This window comes from Pseudomonas sp. 2725, from assembly GCF_050434585.1.
Taxonomy (GTDB): Bacteria; Pseudomonadota; Gammaproteobacteria; order Pseudomonadales; family Pseudomonadaceae; genus Aquipseudomonas; species Aquipseudomonas jessenii.
In genome coordinates this window covers 123277-146935 of sequence record NZ_JBNDIV010000003.1, presented here as the reverse complement: position 1 = coordinate 146935, position 23659 = coordinate 123277, and the positions used below count along the sequence as shown (strand labels likewise).

Here is a 23659-nt window from a genome sequence, read left to right as displayed (position 1 = left end):
TGTTATTGATGAAAGCGTCGCGTGCAAAACCCCTTTCGGGGTGGTCCGTCACCCGGTTCCTGATTCTCGGGCAGAGGAAACAGGGTGACAGGTGGGTGAAGCTGGACGAGACACTCAGGTCACATTCACCTTCCGTGAATGGGCATCTGCAAAAACGACTGGACTGCGTGCAGCGCAATGTCTTTACGGGTGCTCATCCGTTGCGCAGCTTAACGAGTGCGGCAAGGCCCGTGCTTGCGGTGCTGCGACATATTCGGTCAACGGTACGCTGCTCAACGCATGCGCATCGAACAACACTAGCATTCGCACAGGAAAATGACGGTTTTCTGTCCGGTTTTACGGGACATGCGTACCAGAAATGACCAGTAACACTCTGGCCGTCCACGACCCGGTCATTGACACTCGGACAAGCAGAAATGTGCGCGGGCTGGCAGAATCGCCCGTTATTGCGTTTACCACGCTCGTCGAACCAGGAATTTCCCATGAAAATGAAAACTGCCCTCTTGATCGTCAACCCTTGCGACGACGAAGAAGACAACATGGCCATGCTCTGCTGCCACAGCGACCAGGGCGAAATGTTCCTGATGAGCCGCTACCCGGATGAAGACGAGCTGGAAATCACTCTGGACGGCGAGCCTTCGACCCTGAACGGCGTGAAAGTCACCCTGAGCCCTTCCCTGCTGAAGATCGAAATTGCCGCGGCTGATGCCGATGCGCTCAACGGCGACGATGTACTGGAAATCACCTTTGATGCCGACATGGTGGATATGGATGAAGTTGAGCTGACCTTGAAGAACATTCTTGAAGGCACTGGCACCTTCATTAGCCAGCTCTGAATATCAGCGCCTGTTCCGACCTCATCGCGAGCAAGCTCGCTCCCACATTTGATTGCATGCCTCAGTGACGGCGTGGTCCCCTGTGGGAGCGAGCTTGCTCGCGATGGCGTCAGTAAGCCCGCCACAATACTGAAATGGAACGAACCTCCAACAATTTCACCCATCTTTTCCCGCACTTTGCGCAAAATGCCGTTAGTCGCCACCCCCCGCGATGGATTAAAGTAACGCCCCCAGCCCTGGCGCATTTCGAACGTCCTCGGCCACCCTTTTGCAGGAACAGTCATCGATGGAACATCGTGAAGCGCTGCTAGCGCTGCGAACCTTTCTTTCAACGCAGATTCTCGGCCAGGAAAAACTCATCGAGCGATTGCTCATCGCCCTGCTCGCCGACGGCCATATGCTGGTCGAGGGTGCTCCTGGCCTGGCCAAGACCAAAGCCATCAAAGAACTTGCCGAAGGCATCGAAGCGCAGTTCCACCGCATCCAGTTCACTCCTGACCTGTTGCCGGCCGACATTACCGGTACGGAAATCTACCGCCCGGAAACCGGCAGCTTCGTGTTCCAGCAAGGCCCGATCTTCCACAACCTGGTATTGGCGGACGAAATCAACCGCGCCCCGGCCAAGGTCCAGTCGGCCTTGCTCGAAGCCATGGGCGAGCGGCAAGTCAGTGTCGGGCGCAGCACCTACGAGCTGTCGCCGCTGTTCCTGGTGATGGCCACGCAGAACCCGATCGAGCAGGAAGGCACCTACCCGTTGCCGGAAGCCCAACTTGACCGGTTCCTGATGCACGTGAAAATCGGCTTTCCCGATGCCACTGTCGAGCGCCGGATTCTGCAGCAAGCCCGTGGAGAAGCCCTGAACGGCGAAGCGAAGCCTGAGCGTCGGGTTACTCAACAGACGATTTTTGTCGCACGCAAGGAAATCCTCGGTCTGTACATGGCCGACGCCGTGGAGGAGTACCTGGTACAACTGGTCATGGCCACCCGCACCCCGGCCAAATTCGACCCGGAGATGGCCGAGTGGATCGCCTACGGCGCCAGTCCCCGAGGTTCGATTGCCCTGGACCGCTGCGCCCGCGCCCACGCCTGGCTGGCCGGGCGTGATTTCGTCAGCCCGGAAGACATCCAGGCCGTGCTGTTCGACGTGCTGCGCCATCGCATCATTCTTTCCTTTGAAGCCGAAGCCGCTGGCATCGATCAGGACCGTGTGGTCCAGCGGATTCTCGACGTCGTAGCCGTCGCTTGACCCCGATGAACGCCAGCCTGCCGCCCGAGCCGGGCATCCGTGTCAGCCTCGCCGACCTGATCGAGATGCGCCATCGCGTGCGCGAAGTGCAGCTGTTTTCCACGCCTGGCCAACGCAGCCCGCTGATCGGCCTGCACCATTCCAAATTGCGCGGGCGTGGCGTCGACTTCGATCAGGTGCGGGTCTATCAGGCCGGCGACGATGTGCGCACCATTGACTGGCGTGTGACCGCGCGCACCCAGGAGCCTCACACCAAACTGTTCCACGAAGAACGTGAGCGACCGATTTTCATCATGGTCGAACAAAGCCACCGGCTGTTTTTCGGGTCGGGCCTGATGTTCAAGTCGGTGCTCGCCGCCCAGGCCGCGAGCCTGATCGGTTGGGCAGCCCTGGGCCACAACGACCGGGTCGGCGGGCTGGTGTATGGCGACAATGAGCACTATGAAATCAAGCCTCGGCGCAGCAAGCAAAGCCTGCTGCAGTTGCTCAACCGGCTGGTGCGGGTCAACCGGTCGCTGACCACCGAGGGCGAGCCGGACCGCGACGCCTTTGGCATTGCCTTGCGCCGAGCGCGTGAGGTGTCACGTCCGGGCAGCCTTGTCATTGTGATTTGCGACGAACGCGCGCTATCGGAAAGCGCCGAGCAACAGCTGAGCCTGTTATCGCGTCATTGCGATCTGTTGCTGCTGCCGGTGTCCGATCCGCTGGATCATGCCCTGCCCGCCGCCGGCCTTTTACGTTTCGCCGAGCGCGGAGCGCAATTGGAACTCGATACGCTGAATTTCGACCTGCGCCAGGCTTACCGGGCCCAGGCTGAAGTGCGTATCGCGCGCTGGGAGCTGCTCGCGCAAAAACTGCGGGTGCTGATGATGCCGTTGAGCACTCAGAGCGAGATGGTCGAGCAATTGCGCGAATACCTGAACCCACAGAAACCAGGGAAAGGTCGATGAGCAGCCTTGATCAACTGCAACCACTGATATCCCCGCCACCGGTGGAATTCTGGCCTCCGGCACCGGGTTGGTGGTTGTTGCTTCTGTTGGTGCCGCTGATCGGTTTGGGCCTGTGGAAGCTACGTCGTTTTATTCCGGACAGGCGCCCCGTGGTGCGTGCAGAACAGCCGCTTGACCCGGTGCGTCTTGCCGCCCTGGCGGAGCTGGCCTTGATGCCCAAACCCTACGACGGTGCGCCGGCCGGTGCCTGGCTGCAGCAACTCAACGGTTTGCTCAAACGCCTGTGCCGCAACCACTACCCCTACAGCCAGAGCCACACCCTCAACGGGCGAAAATGGCTGGCGTTCCTCGACAATCGCTGCCCGGCCGCTGGCCTGACTCGCTGGATGGTGCTGGTCGAAGGCGCCTACAAACCCGAATGCAAACTCGACGACAAGGCCATCGCTGGCCTGACCCAGGCCGTCGACACATGGATTCGCAAGCATGTTTGAGTTCGCCTGGCCGTGGATTTTTGCCCTTCTGCCGCTGCCGTGGCTGATGCGCATCGTCTTGCCGGTGGCCGACAGTGGCGAACCGGCGCTCAAGGTCAGTTTCCTCAGCGACCTGGAAGGCCTCGCCGGGCGTCGCGCCCGGGCCAACCTGCCAGCATGGCGCCAGCAGGCACCGTTCATAGTGCTGTGGCTGTTGCTGCTGGTTGCGGCGGCACGCCCGCAATGGCTCGGCGAACCCTTGCCGATTGCCGCCAGTGGCCGTGACTTGCTGGTGGCGGTGGACGTTTCCGGCTCCATGGACTTCCCTGACATGCAGTGGCAGGACGAAGAAGTGAGCCGACTGGCGTTGGTCCAGCACCTGCTCGGCGATTTCCTCGAAAGCCGCGAAGGTGACCGGGTCGGCCTGATCCTGTTCGGTAGCCAGGCCTACCTGCAGGCGCCGCTGACCTTCGACCGCCACACCGTGCGCGTCTGGCTCGATGAAGCGCGCATCGGCATTGCCGGCAAAAACACCGCCATCGGCGATGCTATCGGCCTGGCCCTCAAGCGCCTGCGCTCGCGTCCGGCAACAAGTCGCGTGCTGATTCTGGTCACCGACGGCGCCAACAATGGCGGTGAAATCGACCCGTTCACCGCCGCCCGGCTGGCGGCCAAGGAAGGCGTGAAAATCTATCCGATCGGCATTGGCGCCGATCCAGAGCAAAGCGGTTCCGTGGGTTTCCTCGGCGTGAACCCGAGCCTGGACCTCGACGAGCCGTCCCTCAAGGCCATCGCCGAAGTCACCGGCGGCCAGTACTTCCGCGCCCACGATGGCAAGGAACTGCAATCAATCAAGGACACCCTTGACCAACTGGAGCCCGTGGCCCAGCAACCGACCCAGGCCCGCCCGGCCCAAGCGCTGTATCACTGGCCGCTGGCCCTGGCGCTGTGGTTGAGCATGCTGCTGCTGGCCCCCGTACTCTGGCCGGACAACCCCGTGCAACGCCTGTTTACCAGGGATCTGTTTTTGCAAACGCAATTGCTGCCTGACTGGCGCCAGCGTCTCAAACGCCTGCGCCTGCGGAGGCGCCGATGAGTGCGCTGTGGCCGTACTGGTTCCGCCCCTGGTGGCTGCTGTTACTGCCGGTGCTTGGCTGGTTGCTCTGGCAACTCTGGCACCGCAAGAAGCGCGCCGGGCGCTGGCAAATGATCCTGCCTGCGGCGTTTCACACGACATTGCTCAGCGGTGGCAGTGGACGTGACAGTAAATTGCCCTGGATCGCCCTCGGTCTCGCGTGGCTGTTGACCGTGCTCGCCCTGCTGGGTCCGGGCTGGCAGCGTGTCGAGCAGACCAGTCAAAAGCCTGCCGATCCGCTGGTGGTGATTCTCGAGCTGACCCCGGAAATGCTCGCCACCGACGTCACACCCAACCGACTCGAACAGGCACGACGCAAGGTGCTTGATCTGCTGCAGATTCGCAGCGACGCGCAAACCGCCATCGTCGTCTACGCCGGCAGTGCCCACACACTGGTGCCGCTGTCAGATGATCTTTCCACCAGCCGCAATCTGTTGGATGCACTGAAACCGTCGTTGATGCCAGCGGCCGGTCATCGCGCCGATCTGGCGGTGCTCAAGGCCCTGGCGTTGCTCGAACAGGCTGCTTTGGGCGATGGCCGGATCCTGCTGATTGGATCGTCCCTGACCGACCAGGAGCGACTGGGCATCCGTCGAGCGCTGAACGGCAAATCGACTCAATTTTTGATGCTCGGCATCGGCACCGCCGAAGGCTCGCCGATCACCCAGGAAGACGGCAGCTTCCTCAAGGATGAACAAGGCGCCATTCTTGTGCCGCGCCTGGACGAGCCCGGCTTGAAAAATTTTGCCAACGACCTGGATGGCCGCTATCGCCAGGCGCGCCTGGACGATAGCGACCTGCACGCCCTTGGCCTGCTCGACGGTCCACGCCACTTGCGCAACGACGGTCAGACCTTGCGCCTGGACACTTGGGCCGATCAGGGGTACTGGCTGCTGCTGCCACTGCTGCTGCTCGCGGCCTGCGCGGGGCGTCGCGGTTGGCTGCTGTGCCTGCCGCTGCTATTGGCGCTGCCTCAACCGAGCTACGCCTTCGACCTCGCGGACCTTTGGCTGCGACCAGATCAACAAGGCTTGCATTTACTCAAGCAGAAGCGCCCCGCCGAGGCCTCCCGACGCTTCGAAAGCCATCAGTGGCAAGGCGTGGCGCTCTATGAGGCCGGCGACTACGCAGGCGCCGCCGAGCGGTTTGCCGAAGGCGACGATGCCCACGCCCACTACAATCGAGGCAATGCCCTGGCCAAAAGCGGTGAGCTGGAGGCAGCCCTGGACGCTTACGAACAGGCACTGGAACGTCAACCGGATTTGCGTCCGGCACTGACCAACAAGGCGCTGGTCGAACGCCTGCTCAAGGAGAAAAATACTCCTCCTGAGCCAGACGCCGCCAGCAACGCCCGGCCCGAAGCCGAATCGCCGGAGCCACCGCCCGGTGTCGCCGCTCAACCCTCGAGCAGCGGCGAACCGAAAACCGAGGGGCAACCGGCCCGCCCGGGTGAGGAACAACCACCCACCACACCGCCGAAACCGGGGGGCAACGAGGTTCCGGGCAGCGAACTGGGTGACGAACAACACACCACACCGCCCTTGCGCCCGGCCACCGACAGCATCGAAGGTGAGCAGCGCCAGGCACTGGAGCAATGGCTGCGACAGATCCCGGATGACCCCGGTGAACTGCTCAGGCGCAAATTCTGGTACGAACAGCAACAACATCAGGATCAGGAAGAAACTCGATGACCCGCTTCACCGTTTTATTGCTCGCGCTGCTGCATGGCCTGTTGTTCTGCACCGTTCAGGCACAGGCAGCAGAACTGGTCGCCAGTGTTGATCGCAGTCGCCTGAGCTCAGGCGAGACGGTCGAGCTGACCCTGGAATCCAGCGATGTCACTCAGTTCGGCAAACCGGACCTGGCGGCGCTGGAGCCGTTGTTCGAAGTGCGCGGCACACGCCAGGTCAACCAGCTGAACACCCTTAGCGGAGAAAACCAGGCCACCACCCGCTGGATCGTCACCCTCCTGCCCCGGCAAAACGGCAGCGTGGTGATTCCGTCATTGCAACTGGGGGAACTGCAGAGCCAGCCGATCACCCTGCAAGTGGTCGAGAGCGCAACACCGGACAACCCGAACCAGCGGGCCGCGGTGTTCATCGATGCCAGCCTCGATCAAACCAGCGTGTACGTGCAGGCCCAGGCAGTCCTGACCCTGCGCATCTACCATTCGGTGTCGCTGTACGACGACAGCAGCCTGCCACCCTTGCAGATACCTGACGCACGCATCGAACAATTGGGCGACTCACGCACCTACGAAAAGGACATCGACGGCCTGCGCCATGGCGTGATCGAAATGCGCTACGCGATCTACCCGCAACACAGCGGCGAACTGATCATTCCGGCACAGGTTTTCAACGCCGCGCTGGTCGACCCACAACCGGTACAGGACGCAGCCCAGGGGCCAAAAGCCGGCAAGCTGATGCGCGTCACCTCGGCCGAACTGCTGTTGACGGTCAAGGCCAAACCCCTCACCTATCCGGTCGACGCGCCCTGGCTGCCTGCCCGCAGCCTGACCCTGAGCGAAATCTGGAACCCGGAGCCGGATCACACTCAGGTCGGCGATTCGCTGACCCGCAGCCTGACGGTGAAGGCCGAAGGCTTGTCCAGCACCCAACTGCCACCGCTGCCCGGCACCGACGTCGGCGGCCTGCGCCGCTACCCGGATCAACCGGTGCTCGGCAACCAGAACAGCGAACGCGGCCTGGTCGGCAGTCGTGAAGACCGCGAGGCCCTGGTGCCGACAAGGACCGGCGCCATCGAGCTGCCCACCGTCGACGTGGTCTGGTGGAACACCTTCGAAGATCATCTGGAACACAGCAGCCTGCCTGCTCGCACGCTGCACGTGGTGGCCAATCCGAGCCTGCTGGCCGACACCCCGGCCGGCGCCTCACCGGTCGATGCCAGCGTCGACAGCGAAGCACTCTGGCGCTGGAAGCTCAGTACCTTGATCCTGGCCTGCACCACCCTGCTCGGCTTTGGCCTCTGGTGGCGTGCCCGCTGGCAACCGGCGGTGGCGCGTGTCGCGCAAACCGGCCCGAGCCCGCGCACCGTGCTCGACGACCTCAAGCGCGCCTGCCAGGCCAACGACTCCCACGCCACCCGCCAGGCTCTCGACGCCTGGGCCCGCCAGCAGCCGGAAACCCTGGCCGACATGGCCGCCCGCTTCGTACCTCTGTCCGACGCCCTCGACGGCCTGAACGGCGCGCTGTACAGCGAAACCGGCCAGTACTGGCAAGGTGACGAACTGTGGCGGGCGATCAAGGCGATCCCGATGGCCGAACGGGTTCAGGACCCTGCCGGTGACAGTGGGTTGCCGCCGCTTTATCCCAAGTAAACAGCGGCCTGGCGACAAAGATGCATTTGTGGCGAGGGGGCTTGCCCCCGTTCGGGCGCGAAGCGGCCGTAAATCCGGGCGGCTCGGTGTACCAGGAAAAACCTGGGGCCGCTCCGCAGCCCAACGGGGGCAAGCCCCCTCGCCACAGGCAAGCCCCCTCGCCACAGGCAGCCGTACTCGCCACAGAACTCCCTGCCATAAGAAGTTTGGTGTGCAACCACTCCCGACCGGTTTACCAGTAAACTCTTCCCCCTTTCGCCGCCTTCATTTTTCACGCGGCCATTACCTATTTTGTAGCGGAGTTCGCCTTGCGCTTGTTTCACACCTCCGACTGGCACCTCGGGCAGAACCTGCACGGCCAGGATCGCGATTTCGAACACGGCTGTTTTCTCGAGTGGCTGTTGCGTCAATTGAAGCTCGACCAGCCGGATGTGCTGTTGATCGCCGGCGATATCTTCGACACGGTCAATCCGCCGGTCAAAGCCCAGGAGCGTCTCTACGACTTCATCGTCAGCGCCCACGAACAGCAGCCGTTGCTGACCATCGTGATGATTGCCGGCAACCACGATTCCGGCTCGCGGATCGAACTGCCCGCGCCGTTGATGCGCCGCTTGCGCACTCACGCGCTCGGTCGTGTGCTGTGGCTGGATGACGGGCAACTGGATGCCGAGCGCTTGCTGTTGCCGCTGCCGGATGCCAAAGGCAAAACCGTCGCCTGGTGCCTGGCGCTGCCGTTCCTGCGCCCTGCCGAAGTCACCGGCGCGCATCTGGGCGACAACTACCTGCGTGGCATTGGCCAGGTCCATGAATGGCTGATCGAGGCGGCGAACGCAAAGCGCAAGAAAGGCCAGGCGCTGATCGCCATCAGCCACGCACACATGGCGGGTGGTTCTGTGTCGGAAGACTCGGAGCGCAGCCTGATCATCGGCAATGCCGAAGCCCTGCCCGCCAGCCTGTTCGGGCCGAGCATCAGTTATGTGGCCCTCGGTCACTTGCACAAGCCGCAGAAGGTCAACGGCGAGGAGCGCATCCGCTACAGCGGCTCGCCGATTCCGTTGTCGTTCTCCGAGATCAGCTATCAGCACCAGATCCTCGACATCAAACTCGATGGCGAAACCCTGCTCAGCGTCGAGCCGAAACTGATCCCCCGCGCGGTCAACCTGCAACGCATCGGCCCGGCGCCATTGAGCGAGATTCTGCTGCAACTGGCGGACCTGCCGAACATCGACCTGTTGGCGGACATCCAGCGCCAGCCATGGCTGGAGGTGCGGGTGCGCCTCGATGAACCGCAGCCCGACCTGCGCAATCAAGTGGAAACCGCCCTGCAAGGCAAGGCCGTGCGCCTGGTGCGCATCGCCGCCGAGTACGCCGGCAACGGCGGCCGTGACGGTGCCGACGAAGGCAGCACGCTGATCGAACTGGACCAACTCACGCCTCAGGAACTGTTCAGCCGCGCCTGGCAGGACAACTACGGCAGCGAGGTCGACGAGCAGACCCTCAAGGACTTTGCCGAGCTGTTGCAGGACGTGCAGATGGAGAGCGAACAACCATGAAAATCCTCGCGATCCGCCTGAAAAACCTCGCCTCCCTGGCCGGGCCATTTGAAATCGACTTCACTGCCGAACCCCTGGCCAGTGCCGGACTGTTCGCCATCACCGGCCCCACCGGCGCGGGTAAAAGCACCTTGCTCGATGCCCTGTGCCTGGCGCTGTTTGGCGCCGTACCGCGCCTGAACAACACCGGGCGCGACGCCAAGGTGCCGGACGCCGACGGCGAAATCGCTACTGGCGACCCACGCACCCTGCTACGTCGCGGCACGGGTGAAGGCTATGCGGAAGTGGATTTCGTCGGCGTCGACGGCCGCCGCTACCGCGCCCGCTGGGAGGCCAATCGCGCCCGGGACAAGGCCGCTGGCAAGCTGCAGGCCAGCCGCCAGAGCTTGCGTGACATCGATCAGGATCAATTGCTCGCCAGCCAGAAAGGCGAATACAAGACTCAGCTCGAAGCCGCGCTGGGGCTGAATTTCGAACAATTCACCCGCGCGGTGATGTTGGCGCAAAGCGAGTTCAGCGCGTTCCTCAAGGCCGACGACAACGACCGCAGCGAACTGCTGGAAAAACTCACCGACACCGCGCTCTACACTCGCCTCGGTCGTCGGGCCTTCGACAAGACCAAGGAGGCCCGCGAGACGCACAAGCTGCTGCAGGATCAGGCCAGCGGGGTAACGCCGCTGTCACCCGAAGCCCGCGCGGAACTGGATGAGCGCTTCAGCCAGGCGCAGCAACAACTCAAGACCCAACAGGCACAACTCAAGCAGCTTGAACTGCAGGACACCTGGCTCAAGGACCTGCGTCGATTGCAGGACGAGCATCTGGCCGCCAGCGAACAACTGCAATCGGCGCAGACCCACTGGGAGGCCTTGGCCAGCGAGCGGTTGAGGCTCACCCGTCTCGAACAGCTGGCCCCGCAACGGCACCAGTTCGCCCGTAAAGCCGAGGTTGACGCGCTGCTGACACCCTTGGCGACGCAAATTGCCTTGCAGACGCAGCAACATGGCGAACTCGGTGAGCGCCAGACGCTGCTTGAGCACCAGCTGAGCAGCGCCCGGATCGCCTTGAGCGAAACCCAACAGCGACAAGCCGACAGCGCGCCATTGCTGCGTCAGGCCTTTGAAGCCCAAAGCACCCTCGCCCGCCTGGCCAAGGACACCGCCCTCAGCGCCGAAGCCAGGCAACAGGCGCAACAGGCCTGCACCCAGGGTCAGGGCACGATTCAGACCTTGCTCGATCAGCAAGCCCGAGGCGCCGGGGACTTGCAGCGCATCGCCACCGGGCTTGAGCAAAGCACGCATCTGGCACCGCTGAGCGATGCCTGGAATGCCTATCGCGACCGGCTGCAACAGTTGATGCTGATCGGCAATCGACTGAATCAGGGCCAGGCCGAACTGGCCAGCCTCGAACAAAACGCCGCGAGCACCGACCAGGCGCTCACCGCGCAGAAGCAGCAACTGGAGGTGCTGTTCAAGGAGGCCGGTGCCGAACCGGATGCCGTCGCCGAACAGATCGGCATCCTGGGTAGCCTGTTGCAGGACAACCGCAAGCAACTGCGCGCCGTCGAAGACCTTGCGCGCCTGTGGGCCAGCCAGCAGGACCTGGACAAACGCAGCGCCGAGCTGCAACAGCGCCAGCTCACCGCGCAGCAGGAGCGCGAACGCCTGACCCAGGACGGGGTCAAGGCCAAGGCTGATCTGAGCGTTGCCGAACAGACCCTCAACGTCACTCGCGAACTGCTGGAGCGTCAGCGTCTGGCGCGCAGTGCCAGTGTCGAAGAGCTGCGCGCGCAGTTACAGGACGATCAGCCATGCCCGGTCTGCGGCAGCAACGAGCATCCCTATCATCAGCCCGAAGCCCTGCTGCAAAGCCTCGGTCGTTTTGATGAAAGCGAACAGGCCAACGCGCAAAAGGCCGTCGACCTGCTCAAGGAAAAACTCACTGACCTGCGTGCCGAAGTCGGCGGGCTGATCGCCCAGCAAAAGGAACTGCTGCAACAGCAGGAGCAACTGGCGACCCAGCAGCAAGCCCTCGCACCGAGCCTGGAAGCGCACCCGCTGGCGGCCCAACTGCTGAACCAGGATCCCGCCAAACGCGATGCCTGGCTCGTTCAGCAAAACAGTCAGCTCAACCAAAGCATCAGCCAGGACGAGCAACGGCAGAGCGCGCTGCTCACCCTGCAACAGGATGCCGCACGCCTGACCCAGCAACTGCGCCATGCCGAAACCGCGCACCAGCAAGCGGCCCAGCACCTGAGCAATCAACAGCGCGAATTGAACAACGACCGCCAGCGTCTGGACGAAGAACTCAAGGCATTCGCCAACCTGCTGCCGGCCGAAACCCTGCAAGCGCTGCGCGTCGAACCGGCCGCGACCTTCATGCAGCTCGACCGGCAGATCGCCGAACGCCTGGCGCAACTCGAACAACAAAAGGAAGAACTGGCCGAGCAGCAACAGCGCCAGCAACACCTGGAGAAGGAACAGGATCGCCAGCAAAGCCGCGTGCAGCAATTGCAGGCCGCCGAACAGCAATTCACCGGGCTGGCCGAGCAGCAACAGGCGAGCCAGCACACACTCGGGCAATTACTCGGCGAACACAGCAGCGCCGAGCATTGGCAGCAGCAACTGGAACAGACCGTGGAACAGGCGCGTAGCGCCGAAGCCAGCACTGCGCAGACGTTGCAAAGCGTCGTCACGCAGTCAGTGCAAATCGCCGCCGAGCTCAAGGCCCAGCGGGAACGCTTGCATGCACTGGAAGGCGAAGAACTTGAGCTCGCCGGCAAGATCGGCGACTGGCGTGCCCGTCATCCCGAGCTGGATGACGGCGGCCTCGAAAACCTGTTGAGCGTCGACGACACCCAGGTCAGCGAACTGCGCCAGCGCTTGCAGCACAGCGAGAAAGCTATCGAACAGGCCAACGTCCTGGTACAGGAGCGCAACAAACACCTGCTCAATCATCAGGCACAACAGAACGGCAATCTCGATGCCGAGCAATTGGCCAGTGCGCTGATCGACCTGCAAAACCTCGCTGCCGCCAGCGAGCAACACTGCGCCGAACTGCGCGCCGAGCAGGCCGAGGACCAGCGCCGGCAGAACGCCAATCAGGCCCTGGCGCAGCAGATTGCCGACGCCTACAACGAGTATCAACGCTGGGCACGCCTGAATGCGTTGATCGGCTCCGCCACCGGCGACACCTTCCGCAAGATCGCCCAGGCCTACAACCTCGACCTGCTGGTGCATCACGCCAACGTGCAATTGCGCCAACTGGTGCGCCGCTATCGCCTCAAGCGCGGCGGCAGCATGCTCGGGTTGCTGGTGATGGACACGGAAATGGGCGACGAACTGCGCTCGGTGCACTCACTGTCCGGTGGCGAGACCTTCCTGGTGTCGCTGGCGCTGGCCCTCGGTTTGGCGTCAATGGCGTCGAGCACGTTGAAAATCGAGTCGCTGTTCATCGACGAAGGCTTCGGCAGCCTCGATCCCGAATCCCTGCAACTGGCCATGGATGCCCTCGACGGCTTGCAGGCCCAGGGCCGCAAGGTCGCAGTGATTTCCCACGTACAGGAAATGCATGAACGGATTCCGGTGCAGATTCAGGTCCAGCGCCAGGGCAACGGCCTGAGTACCCTGGAGGTGAAATGAACACGCTGTATTCCTTCCGCCGCTGCCCGTACGCCATGCGCGCACGCATGGCCCTGCGTTATTCGGGAGTGGCCGTGGACATCGTCGAAGTCAGCCTGAAGGCCAAGCCCGCCGAGATGCTCGCACTGTCGGGCAAAGGCACGGTACCGGTGCTCAGCGCCGATGGCCGGGTGATCGACGAAAGCCTCGACATCATGCGCTGGGCCCTGGCTCAGAACGATCCGCAGGACTGGTTGCTCAAGGATGATCCTGTCGCAGCGGAGCAAATCGCCCCTTTGATTGAACAGAACGATCAGGTGTTCAAGGTGCACTTGAATCGCTACAAGTACGCCGAGCGTTATCCCGAGCAGCCGATGGAGGTTTATCGCAGCGAGGGTGAGGTGTTCCTGCGCAGGCTGGATCAGTTGCTGGAAGGCCGCGACTATTTGCTGGCGGACCATCCAAGTCTGGCGGATGTGGCGTTGATGCCGTTCGTACGGCAATTCGCCCATGTCGATCGCGATTGGTTCGGGCAGACCCCTTACCTGCGCTTGCAGGCATGGCTACAGCGGCTTTTGGAGTCGGATCTGTTCACATCAATCATGAAGAAATAACCATCCCCTGTAGGAGCCAGCTTGCTGGCGATGGTGTGTCAGTTGACGCTGTGGTGCCTGACACACCATCGCCAGCAAGCTGGCTCCTACAAAGGTCCGTGGTGCGTCGAAGACTCAGGCCAGAACCTGACACATCCCGATGGCCGAGCAATCGACCTGGAACGGGCCGAAAACCACACCTTCACTCCTGATCGGTGGATTGCCGGCCAGCATGCCCTGGGCATTGGCGTTTTCGATGTTGCGGGCAATGTTGTGGTTGGCTTCGATGGCCCGTGCCACCGAGCCTGCCGAGCCCTGTCCGATCCCCAACAGGGAGGATCCGTTGGTCATGAACGCCAGGAAAGCGATGACCCAGAGTCTGTGCCCTTTCATGCGCCGACGACTCCTGCGAGTTCGGCCTGATCAACGCTGGCGTTTTGCGCACGGTGTTCAAACTGGATGCCGGGATGAGCGACCTGGATCGGCGCCTCGAAGGTGGATTGCGACTGCGCTGAAAGGCTGACCAGCAGCACCATGGCAAGGTAAAGACCGATCGCCACATAGGCGCCGTGTTTGGCAGAAGTGAGAATTGCGCTGGCCATGATGTTCTCCGCAGGCATGTTTCAATGCCCACAGAATCGATCAAAAAAGCCTGGTTAACCACTCAGGGATATCCATAGTGACCATCAACTTCATTGATCATTAAGCCAGACTATTTCAGTCTTCAATAAAACTCATCAAGCGTTCGCGCGCAGCATCCGGCTCACCCGGAACAGGGTCGGCTGCCGACAGAATGGGGGTGGAATAGAGAAAAAGTAGAACCAATGCCAGACGCGTCACCATGCTGTCGATCCTTGCCGTGAGGAGGAGTCAAAAAATCAGCGTCAATTTAAACGTATGGCAATGTGATATCAAGCGCGACATTGATGGCAAAATGATGCTGTCGCAAATGCGTTATGCAGGAGCGACATCACTCTGATCGTTTTCAACACCTGTTTTTCAACATCAGGGTCTTCGATCATCAGTGACTTCGCTCCTGCATAAAGGCAGGGCTGACGTTCAGGCTTGGGTTTTGTGATCCAGCGCGGCGTAGAAGTTGGCGCTCTGTTGCAGGTACTTCGGGGTGTAGCTCTGGGTGTGGGCTTTTTTGTCGCTGATTTCAACGTTGGCACTGGCTGGCAGCGCAACGGTGGCGGAAATGGCGGAAGCGGCGATGACAGAGAAGATGTTGAAGTTCATGGCAGTATTCCTCGGATTCGGTTGGCTTGCTTGCCCGGTGGGGCCGTGAAGCAAACTTAACCCTCGAGGGTTCGTGCCTTGAAATGCTTTGTAGCAGTACCAGATATCAGCGTCATTGATAAAAGCAGGCAGGCCCCATCAACCGGGGCCTGCGGCTTATTGACGCAGCAGAAACCTGAGGTCGCTCGGGGCATCCATCGGCAGTTTTTGCACGGTCTTGCCCAGCAGACCGGTCCTGACGTCGCGTTCGACGACGACAATCTGGTTGCTCTTCTGGTTGGCGATCAACAGGAATTTGCCGCTCGGATCGAGGCTGAATTCCCGCGGATGATCGCCCTCCACCGCCCGCCGTTGCAGCTCACTGAGGTGGCCGGTCGCCGGATCGATGGCAAACACCAGCAGTTGATTGGCCGTGCCACGGTTGCTGACGTAGAGGAACTTGCCATCAGCCGAGGCATGCAACGCTGCCGCAGCCTTGTCCGATACCGGTTGCCCGGCAGCCAGATCGACCATCTGCGTCTGTTCGAGTTGGCCGTCGTGGTAATCGAACACCGCCACTTGCGCGCTCATTTCCATGGTCAGCCAGGCGTGTTTGCCGTCGGCGCTGAACAGCAGGTGGCGCGGCCCGCTGCCCGGCGGCAGCTGCACGAATGCCGGGGTGGCCGGGGTCAACGGCAGTTCCGGGTTGGCCTTGGGGTCGAAGCGGTAGGCAAACACCTTGTCGGCGCCCAGGTCATTGGCGAACACGTATTTGCCGTCCGGCGACGGGATCGTCGAGTGCACGTGGGCCGAGGCCTGGCGCTCGGGATTGACCCGACTCGCCGGGTGGCTGCTCATCTGCACCACCGGTTTGAGCTTGCCATCGGCCGCCACCGGCAATACCGCCAGGGTGCCGCCCGGGTCTTCGGCCACCGAGTAATTGCTGACAAACAAATGGCTGCCGTCGATGCTGAGGCTGGAATGGGTCGGCTCGTTGCCCAGGCTTTGCACCTGGCTGATCAGGCTCAGCGCGTGGGTCTTGGGATCAATCGCGAAACTGCTGACGCGCCCTACCGGATCGGTCTGACCCGGGCCGTTTTCGTTGACCACGAACAGCTGTCGCTGATCCTTCGACAGGGTCAGCCACGACGGGTTTTCGCTCTTGAGCACTTGCAGGGGGCTGGCATCGATCTGTCCGGTGCGGCTGTCGAACGCCAGGCGGTAGATGCCCTGGCTTTGACCGGCTGTGTAGGAGCCCACCAGCAGTTGATAGTCCTCGGCGGATGCGAACTGAACGCCCATGGCGCCGATGCTGCCGGCCATCAACAGTGGCCAGAGGTTACGCATCGTCTTGTTCGTCTTCTTCGTTGTCACCGCTGACGACATCGCCCAGGCACACCAAACGGTGTTCACCCGAGTCACCGGTGATCAACCAGCTTTGCAGCGTAGAGTCGAAGGTCGCGGCCTGGACCTGCGCCGGAGTGAACTCCCAGTGTTTGGCCGCACGGCCATCCATGCATTCAATGTGCAGGTTATCGAACTCGTCGAGGGCGAATTCGAAGGCATGCAGCCCGTCGATCTCCACCATTCCGCAGTGTTCGAGGGCATTGAGCAAGGTGTCGGTTGGGGAAGTCATGGCAATCAATCTTTGAATGAGAAAGACGCAATGATAGCTCATGCACCCGACCAAAGTTTCACACAAACCTGTGGGAGCGGGCTTGCTCGCGAAAGCGCAGTGTCAGCCAACAGAGATGTTGAATGATAAACTGCATTCGCGAGCAAGCCCGCTCCCACAGGGGTTGTGGTCAGCCGCTAGAGTGCCTCGCGGGACGACTGCCCATCCACCAGTCGCTGGATGCGCAGCGGATTGCCGTTCTTCAGTGCATCCGGCAGCAAGCTGTCCGGGTAGTTCTGGAAGCACACCGGGCGCAGGAAACGATCGATGGCCAGTGTGCCCACCGATGTACCGCGCGCATCGGACGTTGCCGGGTAAGGCCCGCCGTGGACCATCGAATCGCAGACTTCCACGCCCGTCGGATAGCCATTGAGCAGGATGCGTCCGACCTTCTGCTCCAGCAACGCCGTCAGTCCGGCGAACCGTTCGAAGTCTTCCGGCTCGCCAATGACGGTGGCGGTCAACTGGCCGTGCAGACCATTCAGGGCGGCCATCAGTTGCGCATGATCGGCCACTTCAACCACCACCGTGGTCGGACCGAACACTTCCTCTTGCAACACTTCATCGCCATCAAGCAGCAGGCTGACATCGGCCTTGAACAGCTGCGGCTGTGCCTGATTGCCCTGTTGCGGATTGCCGGCCAGGTGCTCAATCCCCGGATGCGCGAGCAGTTTTTGCAAGCCCTGACCGTAGCTGCTCAGGGTTCCGGCATTGAGCATGGTCTGCGCCGGCTGATCGCCCATCAACCCGGCCACTTGCTGCACAAAGGCACTGAACGGCGCTGAGCGAATGCCGATCACCAGGCCCGGATTGGTGCAGAACTGGCCGCAGCCCTGAACCACCGACGCCGTTAGATCCCGGGCGACCGTGTCGGCCCGCGCCTGCAACGCCTCGGGCAAGACGATCACCGGGTTGATGCTCGACATCTCGGCAAACACCGGAATCGGTTGTGCACGGGCCGCTGCCATGTCGCACAAGGCACGACCGCCCTTGAGCGAACCGGTGAAACCAACGGCCTGAATCGCCGGATGCTTGACCAGCGCCTCGCCGACGCCACCGCCGTAGATCATGTTGAACACGCCGGCCGGCATCCCGGTTTTCTCGGCGGCTCGAAGGATCGCGTCAGCCACCCATTCAGCCGTGGCCATGTGACCGCTGTGGGCCTTGAACACCACCGGGCACCCGGCGGCCAGCGCCGAGGCGGTATCGCCGCCGGCGGTAGAGAACGCCAGCGGAAAATTGCTGGCACCGAACACTGCCACAGGTCCCAAGCCGATACGGTATTGACGCAAGTCCGGACGCGGCAACGGTTGACGCTCCGGCAATGCCCGGTCGATCCGTGCGCCGTAGAAATCACCGCGACGCAGGACTTTGGCAAACAGACGCATCTGCCCGCTGGTGCGTCCACGCTCGCCTTGAATCCGCCCTGCGGGCAACGCCGTTTCGCGGCAGACCACAGCGACAAAATCATCACCGAGGGCATCCAGTTCATCGGCAATGGCATCAAGAAACTGCGCCCGTCGTTCCGCGCTCAGGCTGCGATAGGCCGGATACGCGGCCGCCGCCGCGGTGGCCGCCGCAGCGACTTCCTGCGCTGTCGCCTGATAAAAGGCGTGAGGCAAAGCCTCGCCCGTTGTTGCATCGACACTCTGCAACTTGATGCTGCCGGCGGCGCTGCGCTGGCCGCCGATGTAGTTGTGACCAAGGATCCGGGTCATGGGTAACTCCTCAAAGTGTGCCGACGGTGCCGGGCTCGAAAGCCGCTGCGACCGGTGCGATGCCGTTGATCAATGGCGCGCCGAATTCAGCCTGGGTGATCTCGAACACGTCACCCGGTTGCGTGCGAATGCCGTCGGCAAAGGACAGGGTCGCCGTGCCGAAGAAGTGAATGTGCACGTCCCCCGGGCGCAGGAACTGGCTGTACTTGAAATGATGGAATTCGAGGTTGGCGAGGCTATGGCACATGTTCGCCTCGCCGCTGAGAAACTCGTTTTGCCACAGCACTTCGCCGTCGCGCAGGATGCGGCTGGTGCCCGCCAGATGCTGCGGCAGTTCGCCAACCCGCAGTTCCGGACCATAGCTGCAGCTGCGCAGTTTCGAGTGGGCCAGGTACAGGTAGTTCTTGCGCTCCATGACGTGGTCGGAGAACTCGTTGCCCACGGCAAAACCCAGGCGATACGGCTTGCCGTCGTGACCGATCACGTACAGGCCAGCGATCTCCGGCTCTTCGCCGGCATCTTCGGCAAACGGCGGCAAGGGAAACGGCTGGCCCGGCCTGACGACGATGCCGCCATCGCCTTTGTAGAACCACTCCGGCTGCACACCGGCTTCATCCACCGCCGGCTTACCGCCCTCCACGCCCCATTTGAAGATGCGCATGGTGTCGGTCATCGCGGTTTCATCGCCACTTTGCTGGTGCATCTTGTCCCGGGCCGAGGCGCTGCCCAGATGCGTCAGGCCCGTGCCGCTGATCAGCATGTGCGCCGGGTCCGCATGGTCCAGGGGCGGCAGGATGCGCCGTTGTGTCAGCAACTCGGCATAGTCGTGGCTGATGCCCAGCCCCAGGCTTTGCACCTGCTGCTCAAGGCTTGCGCCCGCCTCGATCGCCGCCAATGCCAGATCGCGAACGGTGCGCGCGTCCTGTACTTCTCGGACCAGGCCCGCCTCGACCACGCCGACACGACGTTCGCCGTTACTCAATTCGAACTGAACCAAACGCATGAATTTTCTCCTGTTAACCCAGAACCTGGGCAAACACGACTCCCTGTGGGAGCGGGCTTGCCCGCGATGACGGCGACACATTCAACATTGATGTGCCAGACAGATTGCTATCGCGGGCAAGCCCGCTCCCACAGGGTCCGTGATGATTTGTTGTTTCCTGTCAGGTGCGCGAAGCCCCACGTGCACTTGCTGCAAATTGATCGGCTGGCAGGACGTGTTTACGTTCCAGCAAGCGATACACCACACCGGTCAACACCAGCCCGAACACCATCACCCCCGACAGGAAGTACAGGCCCGAAGCCAGGTTGCCGGTGTATTCCTTGAGTGCGCCGATCACGAACGGACCGAGGTAGCCGCCGAGGTTGCCCACCGAATTGATCAACGCAATCCCCGCCGCCGCACTGGCACCGGCGAAGAAGCGGCCCGGCAAGGTCCAGAACACCGCCGTGCAGGAGAACAGTGCGAACGCCACCAGGCACAGCGCCGCCAGTTGCAGCACAGGCACCGACAGCCAGGCGCTGAGGAACAGGCCAATCGCACCCAGCACGTAAAGCACGGCGAGGTGGCCATAGCGGTCGTTCAAGCGGTCGGAACTGCGCGGGATGATCAGCAGACCGACGATGCCAAAGATGTACGGCACCGCCGAGACGAATCCGGTCACCAGGTCGCTGCCGCCGAACTGTTTGATCAGGGTCGGCAGCCACAAACCCAGGCCATAGATGCTCAGGGTCACCGGCAGGTAGAACAGCGCCAGCAGCAGGACGCGCTTGTCCTTGAGGGCGTGCAACGGGTTGCCGTGACGGGTCTGGCCGTAGGCATCCAGATCCTTTTTCAGCTCGCCACTGAGCCAGTCCTTTTCCCCCTGGTCCATCCACTTCACTTGCTGCGGGCCGTCCGGCAGGTAACGCAGCACCGGCCAGGTCAACAGGATCGCCGGGGCACCAATGACGATGAACAGCCACTGCCAGCCGTGCAGCCCCAACACGCCGTCCATGCCCAGCAAGCCACCGGACACCGGGCCGGTGATCATCATTGCGATGGGTTGCGACAGGATGAACAGCCCGAGGATCTTGCCGCGATGGCGCACCGGGAACCATTGGGTGATGTAGTACAGAACGCCCGGGAAGAACCCGGCTTCGGCGGCGCCGAGCAAAAAGCGCATCACATAGAAGCTGTTCGGCCCCTGGACGAAGGCCATGCCGATGGTGATGGCACCCCAGGTGACCATGATCCGCGCGAACCAGCGCCGTGCGCCGAAGCGGTCGAGCATCAGGTTGCTGGGGATTTCCAGCAGGAAGTAGCCGATGAAGAACAACCCGGCGCCAAGACCGTAGGCGGCATCGCCCAGGCCGATGTCAGCGCCCATGTGCAATTTGGCGAAGCCCACCGCGGAGCGGTCCACATAGGCGATCAGGTACAGCAGGATCAGGAAGGGAATCAGTTTCAGCGTGATGCGGCGGATAAGCCGCAGTTCCTGGCTCATGAGAACGGTCTCCGATTGTTGTTGTTATAGAACCTCGGGGGACGCCTCTCGCGAAATGTTCGCCAGGGCCATCCCTCCGTTTGAGCGGACTATATAGTAATACTATTTACTCAACAACACTTCCAAAGCGCGGAATTTGCGCTTATGTTACGCCTCAGCTCGAACAATATAGTCATACAATAAGAGAATCGATCATGTCTGATAAGAAACCCACCCTGCGCTCCGCCCAATGGTTTGGCACCGCCGACAAGAACGGCTTCATGTACCGCAGCTGGATGAAGAATCAGGGCATCGCCGACCACCAGTTCCATGGCAAGCCGATCATCGGCATCTGCAACACCTGGTCGGAACTGACCCCGTGCAACGCGCACTTCCGCCAGATCGCCGAGCACGTCAAACGCGGTGTAATCGAGGCCGGGGGCTTCCCGGTGGAGTTTCCGGTGTTCTCCAACGGCGAATCGAACCTGCGCCCTACCGCCATGCTCACCCGCAACCTGGCGAGCATGGACGTGGAAGAAGCCATTCGTGGCAACCCGATCGATGGCGTAGTGCTGCTGACCGGTTGCGACAAAACCACCCCGGCCCTGCTGATGGGCGCCGCCAGTTGCGACGTGCCGGCCATCGTCGTCACCGGCGGGCCGATGCTCAACGGCAAGCACAAGGGCAAGGACATTGGCTCCGGCACCGTGGTCTGGCAGCTCAGCGAACAGGTCAAGGCCGGCACCATCAGCATCGACGATTTCCTTGCGGCCGAGGGCGGTATGTCCCGCTCGGCCGGCACCTGCAACACCATGGGCACCGCCTCCACCATGGCCTGCATGGCCGAAGCGCTCGGCACCTCCCTGCCCCACAACGCGGCGATTCCGGCCGTGGACGCACGCCGTTATGTGTTGGCGCACATGTCCGGCATGCGTGCCGTGGAGATGGTGCGCGAAGACTTGAAGCTGTCGAAGATCCTCACCAAGGAAGCCTTCGAAAACGCCATCCGCGTCAATGCCGCCATCGGCGGTTCGACCAATGCAGTGATCCACCTGAAAGCCATCGCCGGGCGCATCGGCGTCGAGCTGGACCTGGACGACTGGACCCGTATCGGCCGCGGCATGCCGACCATCGTCGACCTGCAACCTTCCGGGCGCTTCCTGATGGAAGAGTTCTACTACGCCGGTGGTTTGCCTGCGGTACTGCGCCGCCTCGGCGAAGCCAACCTGATCCCGAACCCGAACGCCTTGACCGTCAACGGCAAGTCCATCGGCGAGAACACCAGGGACGCGCCGATCTATGGCGAGGACGAAGTGATCCGCACCCTCGACAACCCGATCCGCGCCGATGGCGGCATCTGTGTATTGCGCGGCAACCTGGCACCGCTGGGCGCTGTGCTCAAGCCGTCCGCCGCCACGCCCGAACTGATGCAGCATCGCGGCCGTGCGGTGGTGTTCGAGAACTTCGACATGTACAAGGCTCGGATCAACGATCCGGAACTGGACGTGGATGCCAACTCGATCCTGGTGATGAAGAACTGCGGGCCGAAGGGTTATCCGGGCATGGCCGAAGTGGGCAACATGGGCCTGCCGGCCAAGCTGCTGGCCCAGGGTGTGACGGACATGGTGCGTATTTCCGATGCGCGCATGAGTGGCACGGCGTACGGCACGGTTGTGCTGCACGTCGCCCCGGAGGCCGCTGCCGGCGGTCCGCTGGCCGCAGTGAAGGAAGGCGACTGGATCGAACTCGATTGCGCCAGCGGCCGCTTGCACCTGGATATTGCGGACACCGAACTGGCCGCGCGCATGGCCGATCTGCAACCGCCACAGAACCTGATCGTCGGTGGGTATCGTCAGTTGTACATCGACCACGTGCTGCAAGCGGACCAGGGTTGCGACTTCGACTTCCTGGTCGGTTGCCGTGGGGCCGAGGTGCCGCGCCACTCCCACTGACACCCCCCTTGTAGGAGCGAGCTTGCTCGCGATGGACCCGAGACCGCCGCGGGGTGTCAGGTTCCCCACGTTATCGTTGACGTCCATCGCGAGCGAGCTCGCTCCTACAGTCGACTCGCCGCGCCTGCTATCATGCGCGACACCTCTTCGCACAGGACCGTGCCGTTTCCCATGGATTACCGCAAACCCTCCGACCGCAAAAGCATGCACTCGCGCATCGTCCAGGAACTGGGCATGCAGATCGTCTCGGGACGTTTCCTGCCCGACGACAAACTGCCCGCCGAAGCGCTGTTGTGCGAAGAATATGCGGTCAGCCGGCCGGTGCTGCGTGAAGCCACCCGGGTACTGGTCGCCAAGGGCCTGGTGTATTCCCGCCCGCGGGTCGGCACCGTGGTCAAGCCGCGCAAGGACTGGCACATGCTCGATCCGGACGTGCTGCACTGGTTGATGCAGAGCAGTCCGCAGAATCAGTTTTTCGACCTGCTGACCAGCGTGCGCAGCATCATCGAACCGGCCGCTGCCGCCCTCGCCGCGCAATTCGCCACCGAAGCGGACATCGCCTCCATCGGTGAGGCCTACCAACGCATGGAAGCTGCACCGACGCCGGAGGCTCTGTTGCAGCCGGACCTGGACTTCCACAGTCGCATCGCCGATGCCACGCACAACGACTTGCTGGCCAACCTGTGCAACATGCTCTCGGTGGCCATCGCCGAAGCCTTGAAGCATTCAAACCAGCGGCCGAACCTGCATGAACTGGCGCTGCCCCGGCACAAGGCGATCCTGACCGCCATCGAAAACCGCGACGCCCTCGGCGCGCGGCATGCGACGTTGGTGCAGCTGGACGATGCCCGCAGCGCGCTGAATGTAGTGCTGGGCAGCGATCCCGCCTGATCA

The 23659-nt window shown here is 62.3% G+C and carries 21 protein-coding genes; 12 read left to right on the top strand and 9 right to left on the bottom strand.

All coding sequences use genetic code 11. The features are described 5' to 3' along the window. Positions 1 to 482 precede the first annotated feature (482 nt). The 10 genes from ABIE16_RS08580 (at position 483) to ABIE16_RS08535 (ending at position 13758) form a co-directional block, all read left to right on the top strand. The gene (locus ABIE16_RS08580) at positions 483 to 836 is read left to right on the top strand and encodes a hypothetical protein (RefSeq protein WP_429520888.1); all 354 of its coding nucleotides are present in this window, start codon (positions 483 to 485) and stop codon (positions 834 to 836) included. Positions 837 to 1122: 286 nt separating this feature from the next. Then, positions 1123 to 2082 (top strand): AAA family ATPase, encoded by a 960-nt coding sequence (locus ABIE16_RS08575; protein WP_057715002.1) that lies wholly within the window; start codon positions 1123 to 1125, stop codon positions 2080 to 2082. Positions 2083 to 2087: 5 nt separating this feature from the next. Further along, entirely contained in the window at positions 2088 to 3032 is a 945-nt protein-coding gene (locus ABIE16_RS08570) for a DUF58 domain-containing protein (protein WP_218496037.1), read from the top strand. Beyond that, positions 3029 to 3523 carry a DUF4381 domain-containing protein gene (locus ABIE16_RS08565; RefSeq protein ID WP_057715004.1) on the top strand — a complete coding sequence of 165 codons (495 nt, stop codon included), beginning with the start codon at positions 3029 to 3031 and terminating at the stop codon, positions 3521 to 3523. Before ABIE16_RS08570 ends, ABIE16_RS08565 begins: the two co-directional genes overlap by 4 nt. Then, positions 3516 to 4598: a vWA domain-containing protein gene (locus ABIE16_RS08560; protein ID WP_429520887.1), complete on the top strand. Its 1083-nt coding sequence runs from the start codon at positions 3516 to 3518 to the stop codon at positions 4596 to 4598. Before ABIE16_RS08565 ends, ABIE16_RS08560 begins: the two co-directional genes overlap by 8 nt. Beyond that, positions 4595 to 6328, top strand: a complete 1734-nt coding sequence (locus ABIE16_RS08555) for a VWA domain-containing protein (protein WP_429520886.1) — start codon at positions 4595 to 4597, stop codon at positions 6326 to 6328. The genes ABIE16_RS08560 and ABIE16_RS08555 overlap by 4 nt, the downstream gene beginning before the upstream one ends. Then, positions 6325 to 7974 (top strand): BatD family protein, encoded by a 1650-nt coding sequence (locus ABIE16_RS08550; RefSeq protein ID WP_429520885.1) that lies wholly within the window; start codon positions 6325 to 6327, stop codon positions 7972 to 7974. The genes ABIE16_RS08555 and ABIE16_RS08550 overlap by 4 nt, the downstream gene beginning before the upstream one ends. Positions 7975 to 8282: 308 nt before the next feature. Further along, positions 8283 to 9527, top strand: coding sequence for an exonuclease SbcCD subunit D C-terminal domain-containing protein (locus tag ABIE16_RS08545; RefSeq protein ID WP_429520884.1), 1245 nt, complete (start codon positions 8283 to 8285; stop codon positions 9525 to 9527). Continuing rightward, the gene (locus ABIE16_RS08540) at positions 9524 to 13165 is read left to right on the top strand and encodes an AAA family ATPase (RefSeq protein WP_429520883.1); all 3642 of its coding nucleotides are present in this window, start codon (positions 9524 to 9526) and stop codon (positions 13163 to 13165) included. The genes ABIE16_RS08545 and ABIE16_RS08540 overlap by 4 nt, the downstream gene beginning before the upstream one ends. Further along, entirely contained in the window at positions 13162 to 13758 is a 597-nt protein-coding gene (locus tag ABIE16_RS08535; RefSeq protein ID WP_429520882.1) for a glutathione S-transferase, read from the top strand. Before ABIE16_RS08540 ends, ABIE16_RS08535 begins: the two co-directional genes overlap by 4 nt. Before the next feature lie 114 nt (positions 13759 to 13872). Here ABIE16_RS08535 and ABIE16_RS08530 read toward each other — a convergent pair whose 3' ends face one another. The 9 genes from ABIE16_RS08530 to ABIE16_RS08490 all read right to left on the bottom strand — a co-directional run bounded on the left by ABIE16_RS08530 (position 13873) and on the right by ABIE16_RS08490 (position 20834). Continuing rightward, the gene (locus ABIE16_RS08530) at positions 13873 to 14130 is read right to left on the bottom strand and encodes a hypothetical protein (RefSeq protein WP_057715011.1); all 258 of its coding nucleotides are present in this window, start codon (positions 14128 to 14130) and stop codon (positions 13873 to 13875) included. Continuing rightward, on the bottom strand, positions 14127 to 14339 hold the full coding sequence (locus ABIE16_RS08525) for a hypothetical protein (protein ID WP_057716614.1): 213 nt from the start codon (positions 14337 to 14339) through the stop codon (positions 14127 to 14129). Before ABIE16_RS08525 ends, ABIE16_RS08530 begins: the two co-directional genes overlap by 4 nt. 115 nt (positions 14340 to 14454) lie before the next feature. After that, positions 14455 to 14580, bottom strand: coding sequence for a hypothetical protein (locus ABIE16_RS08520; RefSeq protein ID WP_258536466.1), 126 nt, complete (start codon positions 14578 to 14580; stop codon positions 14455 to 14457). A gap of 216 nt (positions 14581 to 14796) precedes the next feature. After that, entirely contained in the window at positions 14797 to 14976 is a 180-nt protein-coding gene (locus tag ABIE16_RS08515; protein ID WP_057715012.1) for a hypothetical protein, read from the bottom strand. 156 nt (positions 14977 to 15132) lie between these two features. Further along, entirely contained in the window at positions 15133 to 16302 is a 1170-nt protein-coding gene (locus tag ABIE16_RS08510) for a lactonase family protein (RefSeq protein WP_429520881.1), read from the bottom strand. Beyond that, positions 16295 to 16633, bottom strand: a complete 339-nt coding sequence (locus ABIE16_RS08505) for a DUF5629 family protein (RefSeq protein WP_218496058.1) — start codon at positions 16631 to 16633, stop codon at positions 16295 to 16297. The genes ABIE16_RS08510 and ABIE16_RS08505 overlap by 8 nt, the downstream gene beginning before the upstream one ends. Positions 16634 to 16767: 134 nt before the next feature. Next, positions 16768 to 18348, bottom strand: coding sequence for an aldehyde dehydrogenase (NADP(+)) (locus tag ABIE16_RS08500; RefSeq protein ID WP_429520880.1), 1581 nt, complete (start codon positions 18346 to 18348; stop codon positions 16768 to 16770). A 10-nt stretch (positions 18349 to 18358) separates the two neighbouring features. Beyond that, positions 18359 to 19351, bottom strand: a complete 993-nt coding sequence (araD1, locus tag ABIE16_RS08495; protein WP_340316286.1) for an AraD1 family protein — start codon at positions 19349 to 19351, stop codon at positions 18359 to 18361. 160 nt (positions 19352 to 19511) lie between these two features. Further along, entirely contained in the window at positions 19512 to 20834 is a 1323-nt protein-coding gene (locus tag ABIE16_RS08490; RefSeq protein ID WP_218496063.1) for an MFS transporter, read from the bottom strand. A gap of 194 nt (positions 20835 to 21028) precedes the next feature. Here ABIE16_RS08490 and ABIE16_RS08485 point away from each other — a divergent pair, with 194 nt between their 5' ends. Next, on the top strand, positions 21029 to 22765 hold the full coding sequence (locus ABIE16_RS08485; protein WP_057715018.1) for an IlvD/Edd family dehydratase: 1737 nt from the start codon (positions 21029 to 21031) through the stop codon (positions 22763 to 22765). 171 nt (positions 22766 to 22936) lie between these two features. Further along, positions 22937 to 23656, top strand: coding sequence for a FadR/GntR family transcriptional regulator (locus ABIE16_RS08480; RefSeq protein ID WP_032829613.1), 720 nt, complete (start codon positions 22937 to 22939; stop codon positions 23654 to 23656). The last annotated feature ends 3 nt before the right edge of the window (positions 23657 to 23659 follow it).